Annotated in this window: 13 protein-coding genes; 3 read left to right on the top strand and 10 right to left on the bottom strand. The window is 60.5% G+C overall.

Annotated features, from left to right (window positions below; translation table 11 throughout):
• Window positions 1-51 precede the first annotated feature (51 nt).
• The 5 genes from ACLH0I_RS18440 to choW all read right to left on the bottom strand — a co-directional run bounded on the left by ACLH0I_RS18440 (window position 52) and on the right by choW (window position 5,628).
• On the bottom strand, window positions 52-1,188 hold the full coding sequence (locus tag ACLH0I_RS18440) for an FAD-binding oxidoreductase (protein WP_411385031.1): 1,137 nt from the start codon (window positions 1,186-1,188) through the stop codon (window positions 52-54).
• A gap of 9 nt (window positions 1,189-1,197) precedes the next feature.
• Window positions 1,198-2,454 carry an aromatic ring-hydroxylating oxygenase subunit alpha gene (locus ACLH0I_RS18435; protein WP_411385030.1) on the bottom strand — a complete coding sequence of 419 codons (1,257 nt, stop codon included), beginning with the start codon at window positions 2,452-2,454 and terminating at the stop codon, window positions 1,198-1,200.
• Between the two features lie 139 nt (window positions 2,455-2,593).
• Entirely contained in the window at window positions 2,594-3,532 is a 939-nt protein-coding gene (locus tag ACLH0I_RS18430) for a LysR substrate-binding domain-containing protein (RefSeq protein ID WP_411385029.1), read from the bottom strand.
• A gap of 27 nt (window positions 3,533-3,559) precedes the next feature.
• Complete coding sequence (gene choV, locus ACLH0I_RS18425; RefSeq protein WP_411385028.1) at window positions 3,560-4,783, bottom strand: choline ABC transporter ATP-binding protein; 1,224 nt, start codon at window positions 4,781-4,783, stop codon at window positions 3,560-3,562.
• Window positions 4,780-5,628: a choline ABC transporter permease subunit gene (choW, locus tag ACLH0I_RS18420; protein ID WP_186706665.1), complete on the bottom strand. Its 849-nt coding sequence runs from the start codon at window positions 5,626-5,628 to the stop codon at window positions 4,780-4,782. The genes choV and choW overlap by 4 nt, the downstream gene beginning before the upstream one ends.
• A 454-nt stretch (window positions 5,629-6,082) precedes the next feature.
• Between choW and ACLH0I_RS18415 the strand changes: the two genes are divergently transcribed.
• A complete protein-coding gene (locus ACLH0I_RS18415; protein ID WP_250965922.1) occupies window positions 6,083-6,787 on the top strand; it encodes a TetR/AcrR family transcriptional regulator in 705 nt (234 codons plus the stop codon).
• Window positions 6,777-7,562, top strand: a complete 786-nt coding sequence (locus tag ACLH0I_RS18410) for a pyrroline-5-carboxylate reductase family protein (protein WP_411385027.1) — start codon at window positions 6,777-6,779, stop codon at window positions 7,560-7,562. The genes ACLH0I_RS18415 and ACLH0I_RS18410 overlap by 11 nt, the downstream gene beginning before the upstream one ends.
• 98 nt (window positions 7,563-7,660) lie before the next feature.
• Here the strand turns inward: ACLH0I_RS18410 and ACLH0I_RS18405 are convergent, their stop codons facing one another.
• Complete coding sequence (locus ACLH0I_RS18405; RefSeq protein WP_250965924.1) at window positions 7,661-8,182, bottom strand: DUF4142 domain-containing protein; 522 nt, start codon at window positions 8,180-8,182, stop codon at window positions 7,661-7,663.
• A 217-nt stretch (window positions 8,183-8,399) separates the two neighbouring features.
• Here ACLH0I_RS18405 and ACLH0I_RS18400 point away from each other — a divergent pair, with 217 nt between their 5' ends.
• Window positions 8,400-8,633, top strand: a complete 234-nt coding sequence (locus ACLH0I_RS18400; RefSeq protein ID WP_186706669.1) for a YdcH family protein — start codon at window positions 8,400-8,402, stop codon at window positions 8,631-8,633.
• A 238-nt stretch (window positions 8,634-8,871) separates the two neighbouring features.
• Here ACLH0I_RS18400 and ACLH0I_RS18395 read toward each other — a convergent pair whose 3' ends face one another.
• The 4 genes from ACLH0I_RS18395 to ACLH0I_RS18380 all read right to left on the bottom strand — a co-directional run bounded on the left by ACLH0I_RS18395 (window position 8,872) and on the right by ACLH0I_RS18380 (window position 12,898).
• Window positions 8,872-9,735: a LysR family transcriptional regulator gene (locus ACLH0I_RS18395; RefSeq protein WP_411385026.1), complete on the bottom strand. Its 864-nt coding sequence runs from the start codon at window positions 9,733-9,735 to the stop codon at window positions 8,872-8,874.
• 153 nt (window positions 9,736-9,888) lie between these two features.
• Window positions 9,889-11,607 carry a hydrogenase maturation protein gene (locus ACLH0I_RS18390; RefSeq protein WP_411385025.1) on the bottom strand — a complete coding sequence of 573 codons (1,719 nt, stop codon included), beginning with the start codon at window positions 11,605-11,607 and terminating at the stop codon, window positions 9,889-9,891.
• 214 nt (window positions 11,608-11,821) lie between these two features.
• Window positions 11,822-12,136, bottom strand: a complete 315-nt coding sequence (locus ACLH0I_RS18385; RefSeq protein ID WP_207961865.1) for an SCP2 sterol-binding domain-containing protein — start codon at window positions 12,134-12,136, stop codon at window positions 11,822-11,824.
• Window positions 12,137-12,187: 51 nt separating this feature from the next.
• On the bottom strand, window positions 12,188-12,898 hold the full coding sequence (locus ACLH0I_RS18380) for a histidine phosphatase family protein (RefSeq protein WP_411385024.1): 711 nt from the start codon (window positions 12,896-12,898) through the stop codon (window positions 12,188-12,190).
• Window positions 12,899-12,974 lie beyond the last annotated feature (76 nt).

The raw sequence follows: 12,974 nt of genomic DNA, 5'->3' as shown, positions 1-12,974 counted from the left end.
GAGATTGTGCAGAAGCCGGCGTGCAGTGACTACCTAATTAGCGAGGAACGGCTAAAGATCAAGCACCAGGTCGGAAGTGGGCTTGCTGCAGCACAGCAAACGCAGGCCCTTGTCGATTTCCCGCTGCCGGATGCCGCCGTTGTGATTCATGTCCACCGTGCCTTGGAGCAGGGCGGTCTTGCAGGTACCACACACGCCCTGGCTGCAGGAGGAGGGCACGATGGCGCCGGCTTTCTTGGCGGCGGACAGCACGGTCTGATTGGCCGCCATGCTGAATGTCTTGCCGGAGCGCGACAGGGTCACGGTGAACTCGGCTGGCCGATCGAGCGAAGCGGCCTGCTCGATCAACGGTTGCTCATTCAGTGCGGCAATGTCGAAGCTTTCCTGATGGTAGTGGGCGAAATCGAACGCTGCTTCCCTGAGCAGCGACTTGACCGCTTCCATGTACCCCTGGGGACCGCAGGTGAAGATCTCCCGCTCCTTGTAGTCCGGCACTTGCTGGCTCAGCAACGACAAGTCGAGCCGGCCTATCGGTTGCTGCCATTGAGGGGCGTCGCCAAGCCCTTCGCAAATACTGATGACCCGCAGCCCCGTCATGGCCGCCTGCATGCGCGTCAATTCCCCGTGGAAGATGATGTCGGTGGGCGTGCGGGCGCTGTGCACGAATACGATGTCGAGGTTGCCAGCCATGTCGCATGCGGCCCGGGTCATCGACATCAACGGCGTCACGCCGGAGCCGGCGGACAGGTACAACAACTTGTTGGCCGGATGGCCGACCGGCGTAAAGCTGCCTGCTGGGCCGGACGCCTTCAGGCTATCGCCGGCCTTGAGGTGGTCATGCAGCCAGTTCGAAACCACGCCCCCCGGTACGCGCTTGACGGTGATGGAAAATGCAAAGGGCCGGGTCGGGGAAGACGACAGGGTGTAGCAGCGGGCAATGGTTTGCCCGCCAATGACCGGCGAGATCGTGATGAATTGACCGGGCTCGAAACTAAGGGCGCTGAAGTCCGCACAGCGAAAAATGAACGTCCTGACATCGTGGGTCTCCTGGCGTACGGCGCAGCATTGCAGGATTTTCTGCTCGCCGCTGTGCCACTGCGCACCGAACGTGCCCCAGGTGGTCGGGTCGGTGAAACGCTGGACCGCGCTGGCGTTTCCAGGGCGCGTCAGGTGTTCGTAAGTCGTCATGTTCATTCCTCACACGCCGTGGGCGGCGAGGCGCGCCGCGTACCAGCGCGAGAACTGGTCGACATAGGTTTCGGTAAAGGCCGAGAACGGCCCGGGGGTGTAGGCCGGATCCTGGGTGCCGCTGTGGGTGATGCCGACGAGGCTGGCGTCCTGCAGGTTGGTCGCGACCCAGACTTCGGTCAGCTTATCCAGGTGGTAATCGACGCCTTCGACGGCATCGGCATGGACCAGCCATTTGCTGCGCACCAGAGTCTTGTCGGGCGCCAACGGAATGATGTAGGAAACCACGGCGTGGTCGCTCATGACATGGGTCCACGAGTTGTGGGTCCATAAATGCATGTCGCCCAAGTCGCGGCGGGTGAGGTCGCCGAACAGCCGGGTGCACGCCACACGGGTGTCCAGGGTCTGGGATTCGCCGTTGCCGGCAATGGCCAGCCGCTGCGAGCGGAACTGGGTCACGACGTCTTCACCTAGATGTTCGACGGCGTCGCAGATATAACCTTCGCGCTCCCAGTTGGCCTTGGTCTCGGCATTGCGGCGGTGATACTCCGCCAGCGCCTGGAGTGAGTCCTCCCCCAGGCCATCGGTGCAGAAACCGAAATCTTCGGGCAGGAACGAGGCGGTCAATTCCGGGTGGGTGGCTGCGCAGTGATAACACTCGCGGTTATTCTCGATCACCAGTTTCCAATTGCCGTTCTCGATGATTTCCGATTCGAAGGCGATTTTTGAACGGGCGATGTCATATTGAGCGAAACGCGGTGTCATGACCTGATCAAGGTACTGGATGTCTTCTGGTGGTTCGTCGCCCAGGCAAACGAAGACATGGGTGCCGACAACCCGAGTGTGCACGGGAATCAGGCTTTTGCATTTAGGGTCGAAGGCCTGCCCCATGTGCGCTGCATGTTTCAGGCTGCCGTCGAGGTCATACGTCCACTGGTGGTAGGGGCAGACCAGCATGCCCACCGTCGACTTGCCGGCCTGCTTCAAGCGAGCCCCGCGGTGCCGGCAGACATTGCGAAAGGCCTGCACCTGCTCGTCATCGTCGCGCACCAGGAGGATGGATGACTTGCCGATATCGAGGGTGGAGACATCACCGGGTTCGGGGACGTCGCTGGTGACCCCCACCAGAATCCAATGCTGGGTGAAAAAGATCTCGACGTCGGTTTCAAAAACATCCTGGCGACCAAACAAACCACCCGGCATGCCATGGCCGGGAGTGCGGTCGGTCAGCAGTGCACGATGGGTTTTCACGGCATTGATAGTCATTATGGGTCTCGCTCAAACTCAAGGTTGATCAGGCGGCAAGTACAGTTTGGGAAGGTGCAATAAGACCGTCAACGCGCTTTATTTTCACGTTCGCATAACTTTGCGTTATGCCTGGAAGTGGTCTTTAACGTCTTGATAATCAGTGGTTTAGGTAGCTGTCATCGCTCAGCCAGTCGATCAGTGCCTGGGTGATGGACTCACGTTTTCGACCGCTTGGAATGACCAGGTAATAAGCGTCTTTTGGCTTGACCCCATAGGGCGTGATTCTGATCAGCTCACCGCTGTTGAGTCGGTGCGCGATCAGCCGGCTCCAGCCCAGTGCAATGCCGTGGCCCTGCATGGCCGCCTGGATCGCATCGTTGTAGGAACTGCAGCGAAATGAATAACTGAGCTTGGGGCGCATATCCCCGAGTTCCCGGCACCAACGGTTCCAGGTCATCCAGCCTTCCAGGGTGGAATCGGAGTCAATCAGCGCCGTGTCCAGGAAATCGGCAATGGAGGAAGGGGCCGGATTGGCGGCCAGCCAGGCCGGCGAACACACGGGAAAGACTTCTTCATCAAAGAGGAAAATCGAGCTTCCGTCCTCCCATTTTCCATTGCCGAAACGGATGGCCAGGTCGACGTCATCGCGATATGAACTGGGCGAGACCTGCTGCGTCAGCAAGCGCAATTTCAGCTTGGGTTGCAGGGTGCGTAGCGCGGTCAACCTGGGGAGTATTCGCAAGTGCGAAAACGCCTCGGTGCAGGCGATGGTGATCTCCTGCTCACCAATACCCTCGGCAATCTTGTCGAAGACACTGGCCATGCGGTGTATGGACTCCGCGACGACCAGGTGCAGGACATAACCTTCATGAGTCAGCTTGATCGCTCGATGAAGCCGATGGAACAGCTTGGTCTCCAGGGTCTCTTCCAACAAACGGATCTGTTTGCTGACGGCCGCCTGGGTCACGCCCAGTTCCTGGGCCGCCAGGGTGAAGCTCGCCAGCCGCGCCACCGCCTCGAACTCCAGCAGCGCCGTCATCGACGGTATCAGCCGCCGATAGCCCTTGACCTTTTTATCGATATCGCTGGGTTGCATAGAAGTGTTCCAACGCCGTGCCGTGACTTACGCCACCGAAGATTCTGCTGCGGGTTCAGCAAGCACCGGGTGTGACAGGTTATGCCCCAGCAGTGCCCGATACAGTTCACCGTCGCCCACGATGCCCAGGACGGCACCGGCCTCGTCCTGCACGATGAGGGGGTGGCCGGTTTCGTAGCGAATCTGCAGGGCGTCGCGCATGGTCGTGGTCGGCGGCACGCACGTCGGTTGCCGAGCCAAGGTCCCGATGGCCTGGGTCGGATTCCAGGATTGGACGTGTGCGGTCGTGGCGCCTTTTCGCACGCTGCTCAAATGACGCTGCGCAGTGACCACCATCCACAGGTTTTGAGCCATATCCAGGCAATATTCGTCGCGGGCGAAAACGCACTGGCCCAGCGGGGTCATCAAGCTTTTCGCGCACAGCACATTCAACGGGTTGGTGTGGGCGACGAAGTTGCGCACGTAGTCGTCGGCCGGGTTCAGTACGATCTCTTCAGGCTTGCTGTACTGGATGATCTTGCCGTCTTTCATGATGGCGATGCGCGTGCCCAGCTTCAGGGCTTCGTCCAGGTCATGGCTGACGAACACGATAGTCTTGTGCAGCTTGCGCTGCAGGTCGAGCAACTCATCCTGCAAGCCTTGGCGGATCAGTGGGTCGAGGGCGGAGAAGGGTTCGTCCATCAGCAGGATGTCGGCGTCCATCGCCAGGGCGCGGGCCAAGCCCACCCGTTGCTGCATGCCGCCGGACAGCTCATGGGGTTTTTTATTGCGCCATTGGGTCAGGCCCACCAGCTCGAGTTTTTCATCCACCAGCTTGCGCCGTTCCTTTTCCGGGCGGCCCTGCATTTCCAGGCCGAAGCTGATGTTCTCGCGCACTGTCAGCCAGGGCATCAGGGCGAACTTCTGGAACACCATGGCGATGCGTTGGGTGCGCATCATTTTCAGCTCGGCGGGGGTGCAAGCGGCGATGTCGATCTGCCGGCCTTCGTGTTCGACGAACAGTTTGCCGCGACTGACGGTGTTCAGCCCGTTGATGCAGCGCAGCAGGCTGGACTTGCCGGAGCCGGACAGGCCCATCAACACGCAGATCTCACCTTTGTTGATCTCCAGGTTGGCTTTCTCCACGCCGACGATCAAACCGGTTTTCTGAAGAATCTCCGGACGGGAAAAGCCTTGGTCGAGCAGATCCAGGGCAGGCTTCGGGCGGGCGGCGAAGATGACGTCGACGTCTTCAAAACGAATGATGCTCATACGTCACCTCTTTTCAGGGTTTCACGTTGCTTGCAGATGCGGTCGAGCGTGATCGCCAGCAGCACGATGGCAAGGCCCGCTTCGAAACCCATCGAGATATCGGCGGTGTTCAGCGCGTTGACCACCGGCTTGCCAAGCCCGTCGGCGCCCACGAGGGCGGCAATCACCACCATGGACAGTGACAGCATGATGCATTGGGTGATGCCGGCGGCGATGCTGGGCATGGCGTGGGGCAGTTCGATGCGCGCCAATAATTGGCGGCGCGAACAGCCGAAGGCCTTGCCGGCATCCATCAGTTCTTCCGGGACATCACGGATGCCCAGGTAGGTAAGGCGAATGGGGGCGGCGATGGCGAATACCACGGTTGAGATCAGGCCCGGGACCACACCCAGACCGAAGAGTGTCAGCGTAGGAATGAGGTAAACGAAGGTCGGTACGGTCTGCATCAGATCGAGTACCGGGCGCATCAGTGTGTAGAACATCGGTTTGTGCGCGGCAACAATGCCCAGCGGTACACCGATGACCACGCAAACGAGTGTGGCGAAGGTCACTTGGGCAAGGGTTTCCATGGTCTCTTGCCAGTAACCGAGGTTGAAGATCAGCAGGAAGGCGAAGGTGACGAAGAGGGTGAGGCTCACCTTGCGTTGGATGTAGTAGGCGAGCAGGGCGAAAACAGCGATCAACGCCAAGGGGTTGAACCACAGGAGTGCGGTGGTAAACGCGGTGATCACACCCGACAGCGACAGCGAGATGGCGTCGAAAATACCGGCGCCATGTTGAGTCAACCATTCGACATACCGAGCGATGTGTTCGCCCAGGGGAAGCTTCTCTTGTGTCATCCACATATCACTGATCCGGCTGATGGAAAGAAACCGCATGCCAGCAACCGCCCGGGCGCCGCTTCGCGTGCCAGGTTCGCAGGCAACGCAAAACGACTGTGCGAGGCGTCGCGTCAGCAGTTATCGAAGTTTGGGCAGGGAATGGGTAACAGAAGAAGCGTGTGACAACGCCAGTCGCCCCGGCTTTCTTTGGCCGGATGTCGAGGGTTTTCCAGAAGAGTGCACTGCAAGATTCATAATGGCGGCTCGTTGTTGTTTTGGTTTGGAGTCCGTTGCCTGTGGGAGATAGTTATCCAGGTGCCTTTGGCTGACAAACCATTTTAAGTCAGTGCCTCATGAGTTTTTATCATCAATGATTCGCCACTTCTGGGTCAAAAAAGTCGATTAAATGTACTTGGGTGTACATTCAGCGGTCATCCAAGTACATTCGCGCTACGCATGATTGAAGAAGGTAAGCAGGATGCCCCAGGTAGGAAAGGCACGTGGCAAGGCCCAGGACGCAGGCTGGCGGGGCTCGCCGGAGGGTTGGCTGGAAGCGGCCTATGAGGCCCTGAAGGAGTCGGGCATCGATGCGGTTCGGGTCATGCCGCTGGCCAAGCGCCTGGGCTTGTCACGCACCAGCTTCTACTGGTTTTTCGAGGATCGCGAGCAACTGCTGGCGGCATTGCTGTCGCGTTGGCGGGAGACCAATACAGGGGGGCTCATACGGCAAAGTGAAAGCTATGCCGAAAGCATTTCCGAGGCGATCCTGAATGTGTTCGAGTGCTGGCTCAATCCGCAATTGTTCGACTCGCAATTTGAATTCGCCGTGCGCAGTTGGGCGCTTCAGTCCGCTGAAGTGGCCCAGGAGGTGGCGGTCGTGGATGAGCAGCGCATGAATGCCCTGGCGAGCATGTTCAAGCGCTTCGGCTACGACACCCAAGGCGCTGATGCACGGGCCCGAACGATCTACCTGACGCAGATCGGCTACATCACCATGAACACCACAGAGTTGATCACCGTGCGCTTCCAGCGCATTCCGCAGTACGTGAGCATCTTCACCGGCAAAGTCCCCAAGCCACGTGAGCTGGATCGTTTCTACGGGAAGTTCGGCTATGCCGAAAAAGAGCCCGGGGTCTTCGTTCCGTTGACGGACACTTTCGAAGGCAATGCCGATGATCAATAAAACCTTGGGGATCATTGGCGGCACCGGGTGGTTGGGCGGCGCGATTGCCAGAGCGGTCCTGGCCAAGGGACTGGTGCCGGCGGGGAACCTGATCATTTCCAATCGCTCGGGCAACCATCCGTTGGCTGAACAAGGCGCTCGCCTGGTCACGGACAACCAAGGGTTGGTGGATCGCAGCGACGTAGTGATCATCGCGGTGCGCCCCGAGCATTTCGCCAGCCTGGGCATCGATGCGACGGGCAAAACCGTGATTTCATTGATGGCCGGGATTACGGCCCAGATGATTGCCGCGCAGACGTCAGCTTCAGCGATCGTGCGGGCGATGCCCAACGCGGCGGTGGAAATCGGGCAGTCCTTTACGCCTTGGCATTGTTCGGCTGGGGTAGGAGCGGCAACGAAAAACCTGGTGCAGCGTGTGTTCGAATGCGTAGGCGCCGCGGCAGAAGTCCAGCAAGAAGACTTCATCGATTACCTCTCTGCGCTCTCGGGCACCGGCCCGGCCTTTGCGGCCTTGCTGATGACGGCCCTGGCCCGTCAAGCGATGCTGGCCGGCATACCCGACGACATCGCGCAGATGGCCGCAAAAAATGTCGTGGTCAACAGCAGTCAACTGTTGGCCAATCGCGACCCCCAGCAGATGATCGACGCCTTGGTGGCTTATCGGGGCGTCACGGCCGCAGCCTTGCAGGTGATGAGCCAGGGGGATTTCGAAGAGCAGGTGGGCAGGGCGTTGCAGGCCGGTGCCGCAGTGGCTCGCAAGGGGCTTCAGGCCTGATAAGCATTCGAGATACAAAAACGGCGCCTTCCTCTATCGGAAGAAGCGCCGTTTTTTCTTGAGCGAGCCCTATGGCGGCTCAAGGGACGGGCTTGCCGTTACTTGCTTGGGTGAGCAGCCTGAAGTTTCTTGGCTTCATCCAGGTGATGTTGCAGGTCCGGCAGCATCTTCTGGGCGAACGCCTTGAGTTCGGTGTTGCCAGCCTTCTTGTCGTCGGTAACGGTGTTGGCTTCTTTCTTGAACAGCTCGATGGTTTCTTCGTGGGCCTTGACCTGATTGTTGGCGTAGGCCGCATCAAAGGACTCATCGCGCACCTCAAGGATTTTCCCCTTGGCTTTTTTCATCAGCGTGGTGTCGTCGGGCACTTCGATGTCATGTTTTTTCGCCAGCGCCTTCAGCTCTTCGTTGGCCTTGGTGTGGTCGGTGATCATCTTGTTGGCGAAGGTCTTGATGTCCGCCGATTGGCTTTTTTCCAGGGCCAGTTTGCTGGTTTCGATTTCCGCAATGCCACCGACCGCCGCGTTGTCGACAAAGTCATTTGAAGTCGCGGCCCATGCCATGCCCATGCTGGTACTCAGGGCAACTGCCAGGCCGAGTTGACGCAGGGTAAATCTGTCCATAGGTAAGTCTCCACACAGGTTGAACGAGCGATTCTTGTCGTCTCTGATCAATGGAGGGTTGTGCCCGGGCAAAGGTTTGATCGCCAAGCGATCCGGTACGACGAACGGTCGCCGCTGGTCGGATTGGCGGTCGACAGAACCCGACCGGCAAGGCCATGCTGGTGACAGGCAGTGCCATGAAAAACACTTGCCACCGAACCAACAAAGGAGGTGCTCCATGCCGGTGTCCCATGATCTTTGTCAGGATCTGAAGTGCACAGAAGAAGACATCCTGAAAAAACGCCGCGAGGATGAAAGTCTCGATGCGTTGATCAAGCAATATTCCAAACTTGATGCCAAGGTCGTGAAGGCCGAGAGCCCCCCGGCCGTAATGCCCGACGATGCACTGGAGACACTCAAGAAGGAACGGCTTCAGATCAAGGACCAGATCGCCGCGCGGATGCAGAGGTAGCCCAGACAGCAATGTGCCGAGGGCTTTCTTGTGGCGAGGAAGCTTGCTCCCGCTGGGCTGCGACTGTAGGCGCTGTGCAGGAGCTGTGTAGGAGCTGTCGAGTGCAACGAGGCTGCGATCTTTCTCCTGACATTTGAGTTTCTAGTGAAGGATCAAAATCAAGATCAAAAGATCGCAGGCTTCGCCAGCTCCTACAAAGCGGGACCACGCCAGATCCCAGGCCTTGCCTCATAACCGGTCAGGTCAACGGATCCCAGCGCTGGGACCAGTCGCTACCGGTCCTGACGATCTCCCGCAGCACTTCGAACGCCTGCTGCAACGCCGCCGAGTCCCGGTCCCTGGAATACACCAGGTAGGTCGGGTAGTTGAACTCCGGCGCCTTGGGCACCCGCTCCAGGATGCCGCTGTCCAGGTAACTCTGCACGACCCGTGTGCGGAAGTAGCCGCTGCCACCATTCTCGAGGATATATTGCAGGGCCAGGGGACCGAGGTTGAAGGTCACCGCGGCCTTGGCCTTTTCCGGTAGCGCGGTGTCGTGTTGGCGCCGGAAATCCGCGCTCCAATCGATGTACACGTAGGGCTCGGGACGGGCGGCCAGGCGCACCAGGATGAGTTTTTCTTCCAGCAATTGTTCCACTTGCAGGCGCGGCCAGTATTCGGGCTGATAGACCACCGCTGCATCCAGCAGGCCCAGTTCCAATTGCTGCAGCAGCTTTTCGCCGTCGCGGATGTCCATGCGCAAGGCATGGCCGGGAATTTTCTCGCGCAGTGCTCCGGCCCAGGCCAGCATCAACGGGTTGCACAGGCTGACCTCGCCACCCAGGTGCAAGACGTTGCGATAGCCCTCGGGCAATGGCAGGTCCCGGCGGGCCGCTTCCCAGGTTTGCACGAGCTGGTTGGCGTAGACCACGAAGGCCTCGCCGTCGGTGGTCAAGCGCGCGCCGGCACGGTTGCGCACGAACAGCGCGCAGCCGAGCTGGCTTTCGAGCTTCTGGACCCGGGCGGTGATCGCCGTCTGGGTCACGTGCAGCTTCTCGGCCGCTGCGGCGAGACTGCCGTGGCGGACGATTTCCAGGAAGGTGCGGGCGAGGTCGATGTCCATGGTCAGGCCGATGCGGGGGAAGCGGGCATTGTAAGAGCTGCTGCGCCTCTCTGATACCGTCGTGGGGCCGCTTCGCGGCCCAGCGGGAGCAAGCTCCCTCGCCACGGGGGCATCGTTGTTCTTGAGTGAGCAGTATGGTCTCGATGCTGGCTGTTATTCGACGGCTTGGGGCTGTGCCGCCCGTGCCCAAGGCGCAACCAGGCGATCGGGTGTACGGCAGGCCTTGTGCTTGAAGACGAAGCGACGGCACTTGTCGGCGAAGCCGTGGCGATCGTCCACCATGTCGCGGCGCATCTGTGTGAGTTCGTCATTGCGACAGGCCTGGATCGCCGCCAGGCTTCGTTCGGCCTTGCGCACCCGGATGCTTTCGTAGGCCGGATCGAGCAGTGCGCGGTTGGCCCGTTGCAGCAGCCACAGGCCGAACTCGTCGGGGCAACGCGGGCCGATCTCCTGGATCATGCCGCAGCGCAATGCTTCCAGGGCGCTGATGGGCAGGCAGTCCTGGGTGAGTTTCCAGGCCATGTCCGGACCCACCGCGCGGGGCAGGCTGTAGGTCCAGTATTCGGAGCCGTACAAGCCCATGGTCGCGTAGTGGGGATTGAGCACGATGTCGTGGCGCGCCAGCACGATATCGGCAGCCAGGGCCAGCATCACGCCACCGGCCCCGGCGTTCCCCGTCAGGCCGCTGACCACCAATTGCCGGGCGCTGAACAACTCCAGGCAGACGTCGTCGATGGCCTGGATGTTGGCCCAGGCTTCCAGGCCGGGTTCGGCGGCGGCCTGGATCACGTTCAGGTGCACGCCGTTGGAAAAGCTGCCGCGTCCACCCCGGATTAACAGCACCTGGGTGTCCCGGGATTTTGCCCAGCGCAGTGCCGCCACCAGGCGCTGGCATTGCTCCGTGCTCATCGCCCCGTTATAGAACTCGAACGTCAGCTCCCCGACATGGCCGCATTCGCGGTAGCGAATAGGTTGATAAGGCTCGTCGCTGAACGGCTGCCGGGCCAGGGAACGGTCGAGCACCGGGACGCCTTCGAGGCGGTTCGACAGGACATGGCGCGCCGGGCGTTTGAAAGTCTGTTCGCCGGGTTGCGGTTTGCGGCGCAGGGCGCCGATCCACAGGCTTGCATCCCCTGTTGCCACCAGCACCGCATCGTCACGCACGGCCAACAGTTCGCCGGGCAGGCCATGGCGAACATCCGGATGGGCGTCGTACAGGTAGAATTGTTCGCCGGCCAGGCTGGCGAGCACACCGGGTTGACCGTCTGCGGCGTCGATGCAGCGCTGGATGAAAACGCTGCTGTCGTGCCAGCTGAAGCTGCGATCGTCCTGGGTCATGTTCGGTTGCAAGCGCCCGACCACGTCAGGGCGGCCATAGTCCAGCGGCACCGGGACGAAACCGTCGCGGTGTTTTTCCACCACCTCGCGGATGCAATGAATGGCCGCGTCGCTGACCGGGCCGTTATACAGCTCGGATTTGCGCAGGCCCTTGGGCAGGTCGAATTCGCAGGTGGCCCAGATGGGGCCTGCGTCCATTTCCTCCACCGCCTGCAAGGCGGTGACGCCCCAGCGATCAGGCTGCCGGGTGATCGCCCAGTCCAGGGCACTGGCACCGCGATCACCAACAATGCCCGGATGGATGATCACCACCGGGCGCCGTGGGTTGCGCCACAATTGCTTGGGTACACGATCCTTGAGAAACGGGCAGATCACCAGGTCGGCGCCGCTTTCTTCGATTTGCCGGCAGACCGAGGCCGCATCGGTAAACAGCACCACGCTGGGGCGATAGCCAGCCTCGCGCAGGTCCAGCCAGGCGCGTTGGGTCAGGCCGTTGAAGGCGCTGGACAGCAGAACGATCTTCAGTGGGGGCATGAATCTCTCTTCCTTGAGATGCGCAGGCGCAGGCTCCCGATGAGCCGTCCCTGGCCTTGATGGAAGCGTTACGTTAGCGGTTGCAGGTGAAGCGGGAACTGACAGGGATCAAGGTTGTGTGCGGTGGGAATCAGGGAGGGCAGAAACACGAATCCCGCCACGGGGGCGGGATTCGTTTGCAATCGAAAGGTTCGTGAAGAGGGCGAACTCAATCTCAGGCCGGGAACAGCTCGGACAGTTTCATGGCCAGCATCATATCGCCTTCGGTGCGCAGCTTGCCGCCCATGAACGCTTGCATGCCGTCGGTGCTGCCGTCGACGATGCCTTCCAGGGTTTCGGCGTCCATCACCAGGGTCACCTGGGCGTCCGGGTTTTCACCTTCCAACAGTTCGCAGGTGCTGTCCTTGACGACCAGCGAGAAATGCTTGGATTCATCGATGCGGAAACCGAATACCAGGTCCAGGCCGGCAGCGGCGGCTGGGTTGAACTTGGCTTTCATGGCTTGTACGGCGTCGGCTACGGAGGTCATGGTTTCGATCCTTATTTGGGTGGTACAGCAAGGGTCTACAGTAATCCGGACTCAGCGAAAGGTGATGAGGTCCGGGGCCTTCAACAGTTGCAGGTGGGCATGGCTGTTGAAGGAAGCCAGGGCCACCTCGCGGCCCCTGAATTTCAGGTGGCTGAGCGAGGTGTTGACGATTTGCCAATTCAGTTCGAAGGCCTGTCGGGCCGGTATCCGGGTGATCAGGTGGAGCAGGGCGGTGATGGTGCCGCCGGAGGTGAACACGGCGATCTTGTGGGTGTTGTCGGCTTGTTCCAGGATGCGCTGCAGGCCCGCCTGGACCCGTTCGACGAAACCCAGCCAGCTTTCCAGGCCTGGCGGGTCATACCGGCCGCTGAGCCAGCGCTCGACGATCAGCACGAAGATGCGCTGGAACTCGGCGCGGTTCTGCGCAGCGTTGCGCAGGATATGCAGCGCCTCGGGCTCCTCGGGGAGCATGTCGGGCAGCAGGGCACGAATGACCGCGTCGGCATCGAACTCGTTGAACGCGGCGTCGATTTCCAGCTCGGGGACTGGCATGCCGGCGGCAGACATCTGGCCCAGCGCGCCGACGGCGGTATCCTGTTGGCGACGCAGGTCACCCGAGAGGCAGCGATCGAATACGACACCAAGCTCGGCGAGGTGGCCGCCGAGCACTTGCGCCTGGCGTACGCCATTGGGCGAGAGGACATCGTAGTCGTCCGCACCAAAGGAGGCCTGGCCATGTCGAATCAGATAGATACTGCCCACGTCCGCGTCATCCCGGTACGTTGAAGGTTTGGCGAGGTTATGGGGATGGCGGTGAGCTGTCAATGAAAAAACATAC

This window comes from Pseudomonas sp. MPB03 (genome assembly GCF_046605385.1).
Taxonomy (GTDB): domain Bacteria; phylum Pseudomonadota; class Gammaproteobacteria; order Pseudomonadales; family Pseudomonadaceae; genus Aquipseudomonas; species Aquipseudomonas zanjanensis.
The sequence above is the reverse complement of the archived record's forward strand: the minus strand, read 5'-3'. Positions and strand labels throughout refer to the sequence as shown.

Excerpts from the sequence above, each read along its gene's own strand:
- ACLH0I_RS18440 (WP_411385031.1), bottom strand. The coding sequence starts at position 1,188 with ATGACGACTTACGAACACCTGACGCGCCCTGGAAACGCCAGCGCGGTC.
- ACLH0I_RS18435 (WP_411385030.1), bottom strand. The coding sequence starts at position 2,454 with ATGACTATCAATGCCGTGAAAACCCATCGTGCACTGCTGACCGACCGC.
- ACLH0I_RS18430 (WP_411385029.1), bottom strand. The coding sequence starts at position 3,532 with ATGCAACCCAGCGATATCGATAAAAAGGTCAAGGGCTATCGGCGGCTG.
- choV (WP_411385028.1), bottom strand. The coding sequence starts at position 4,783 with ATGAGCATCATTCGTTTTGAAGACGTCGACGTCATCTTCGCCGCCCGC.
- choW (WP_186706665.1), bottom strand. The coding sequence starts at position 5,628 with ATGTGGATGACACAAGAGAAGCTTCCCCTGGGCGAACACATCGCTCGG.
- ACLH0I_RS18415 (WP_250965922.1), top strand. The coding sequence starts at position 6,083 with ATGCCCCAGGTAGGAAAGGCACGTGGCAAGGCCCAGGACGCAGGCTGG.
- ACLH0I_RS18410 (WP_411385027.1), top strand. The coding sequence starts at position 6,777 with ATGATCAATAAAACCTTGGGGATCATTGGCGGCACCGGGTGGTTGGGC.
- ACLH0I_RS18405 (WP_250965924.1), bottom strand. The coding sequence starts at position 8,182 with ATGGACAGATTTACCCTGCGTCAACTCGGCCTGGCAGTTGCCCTGAGT.
- ACLH0I_RS18400 (WP_186706669.1), top strand. The coding sequence starts at position 8,400 with ATGCCGGTGTCCCATGATCTTTGTCAGGATCTGAAGTGCACAGAAGAA.
- ACLH0I_RS18395 (WP_411385026.1), bottom strand. The coding sequence starts at position 9,735 with ATGGACATCGACCTCGCCCGCACCTTCCTGGAAATCGTCCGCCACGGC.
- ACLH0I_RS18390 (WP_411385025.1), bottom strand. The coding sequence starts at position 11,607 with ATGCCCCCACTGAAGATCGTTCTGCTGTCCAGCGCCTTCAACGGCCTG.
- ACLH0I_RS18385 (WP_207961865.1), bottom strand. The coding sequence starts at position 12,136 with ATGACCTCCGTAGCCGACGCCGTACAAGCCATGAAAGCCAAGTTCAAC.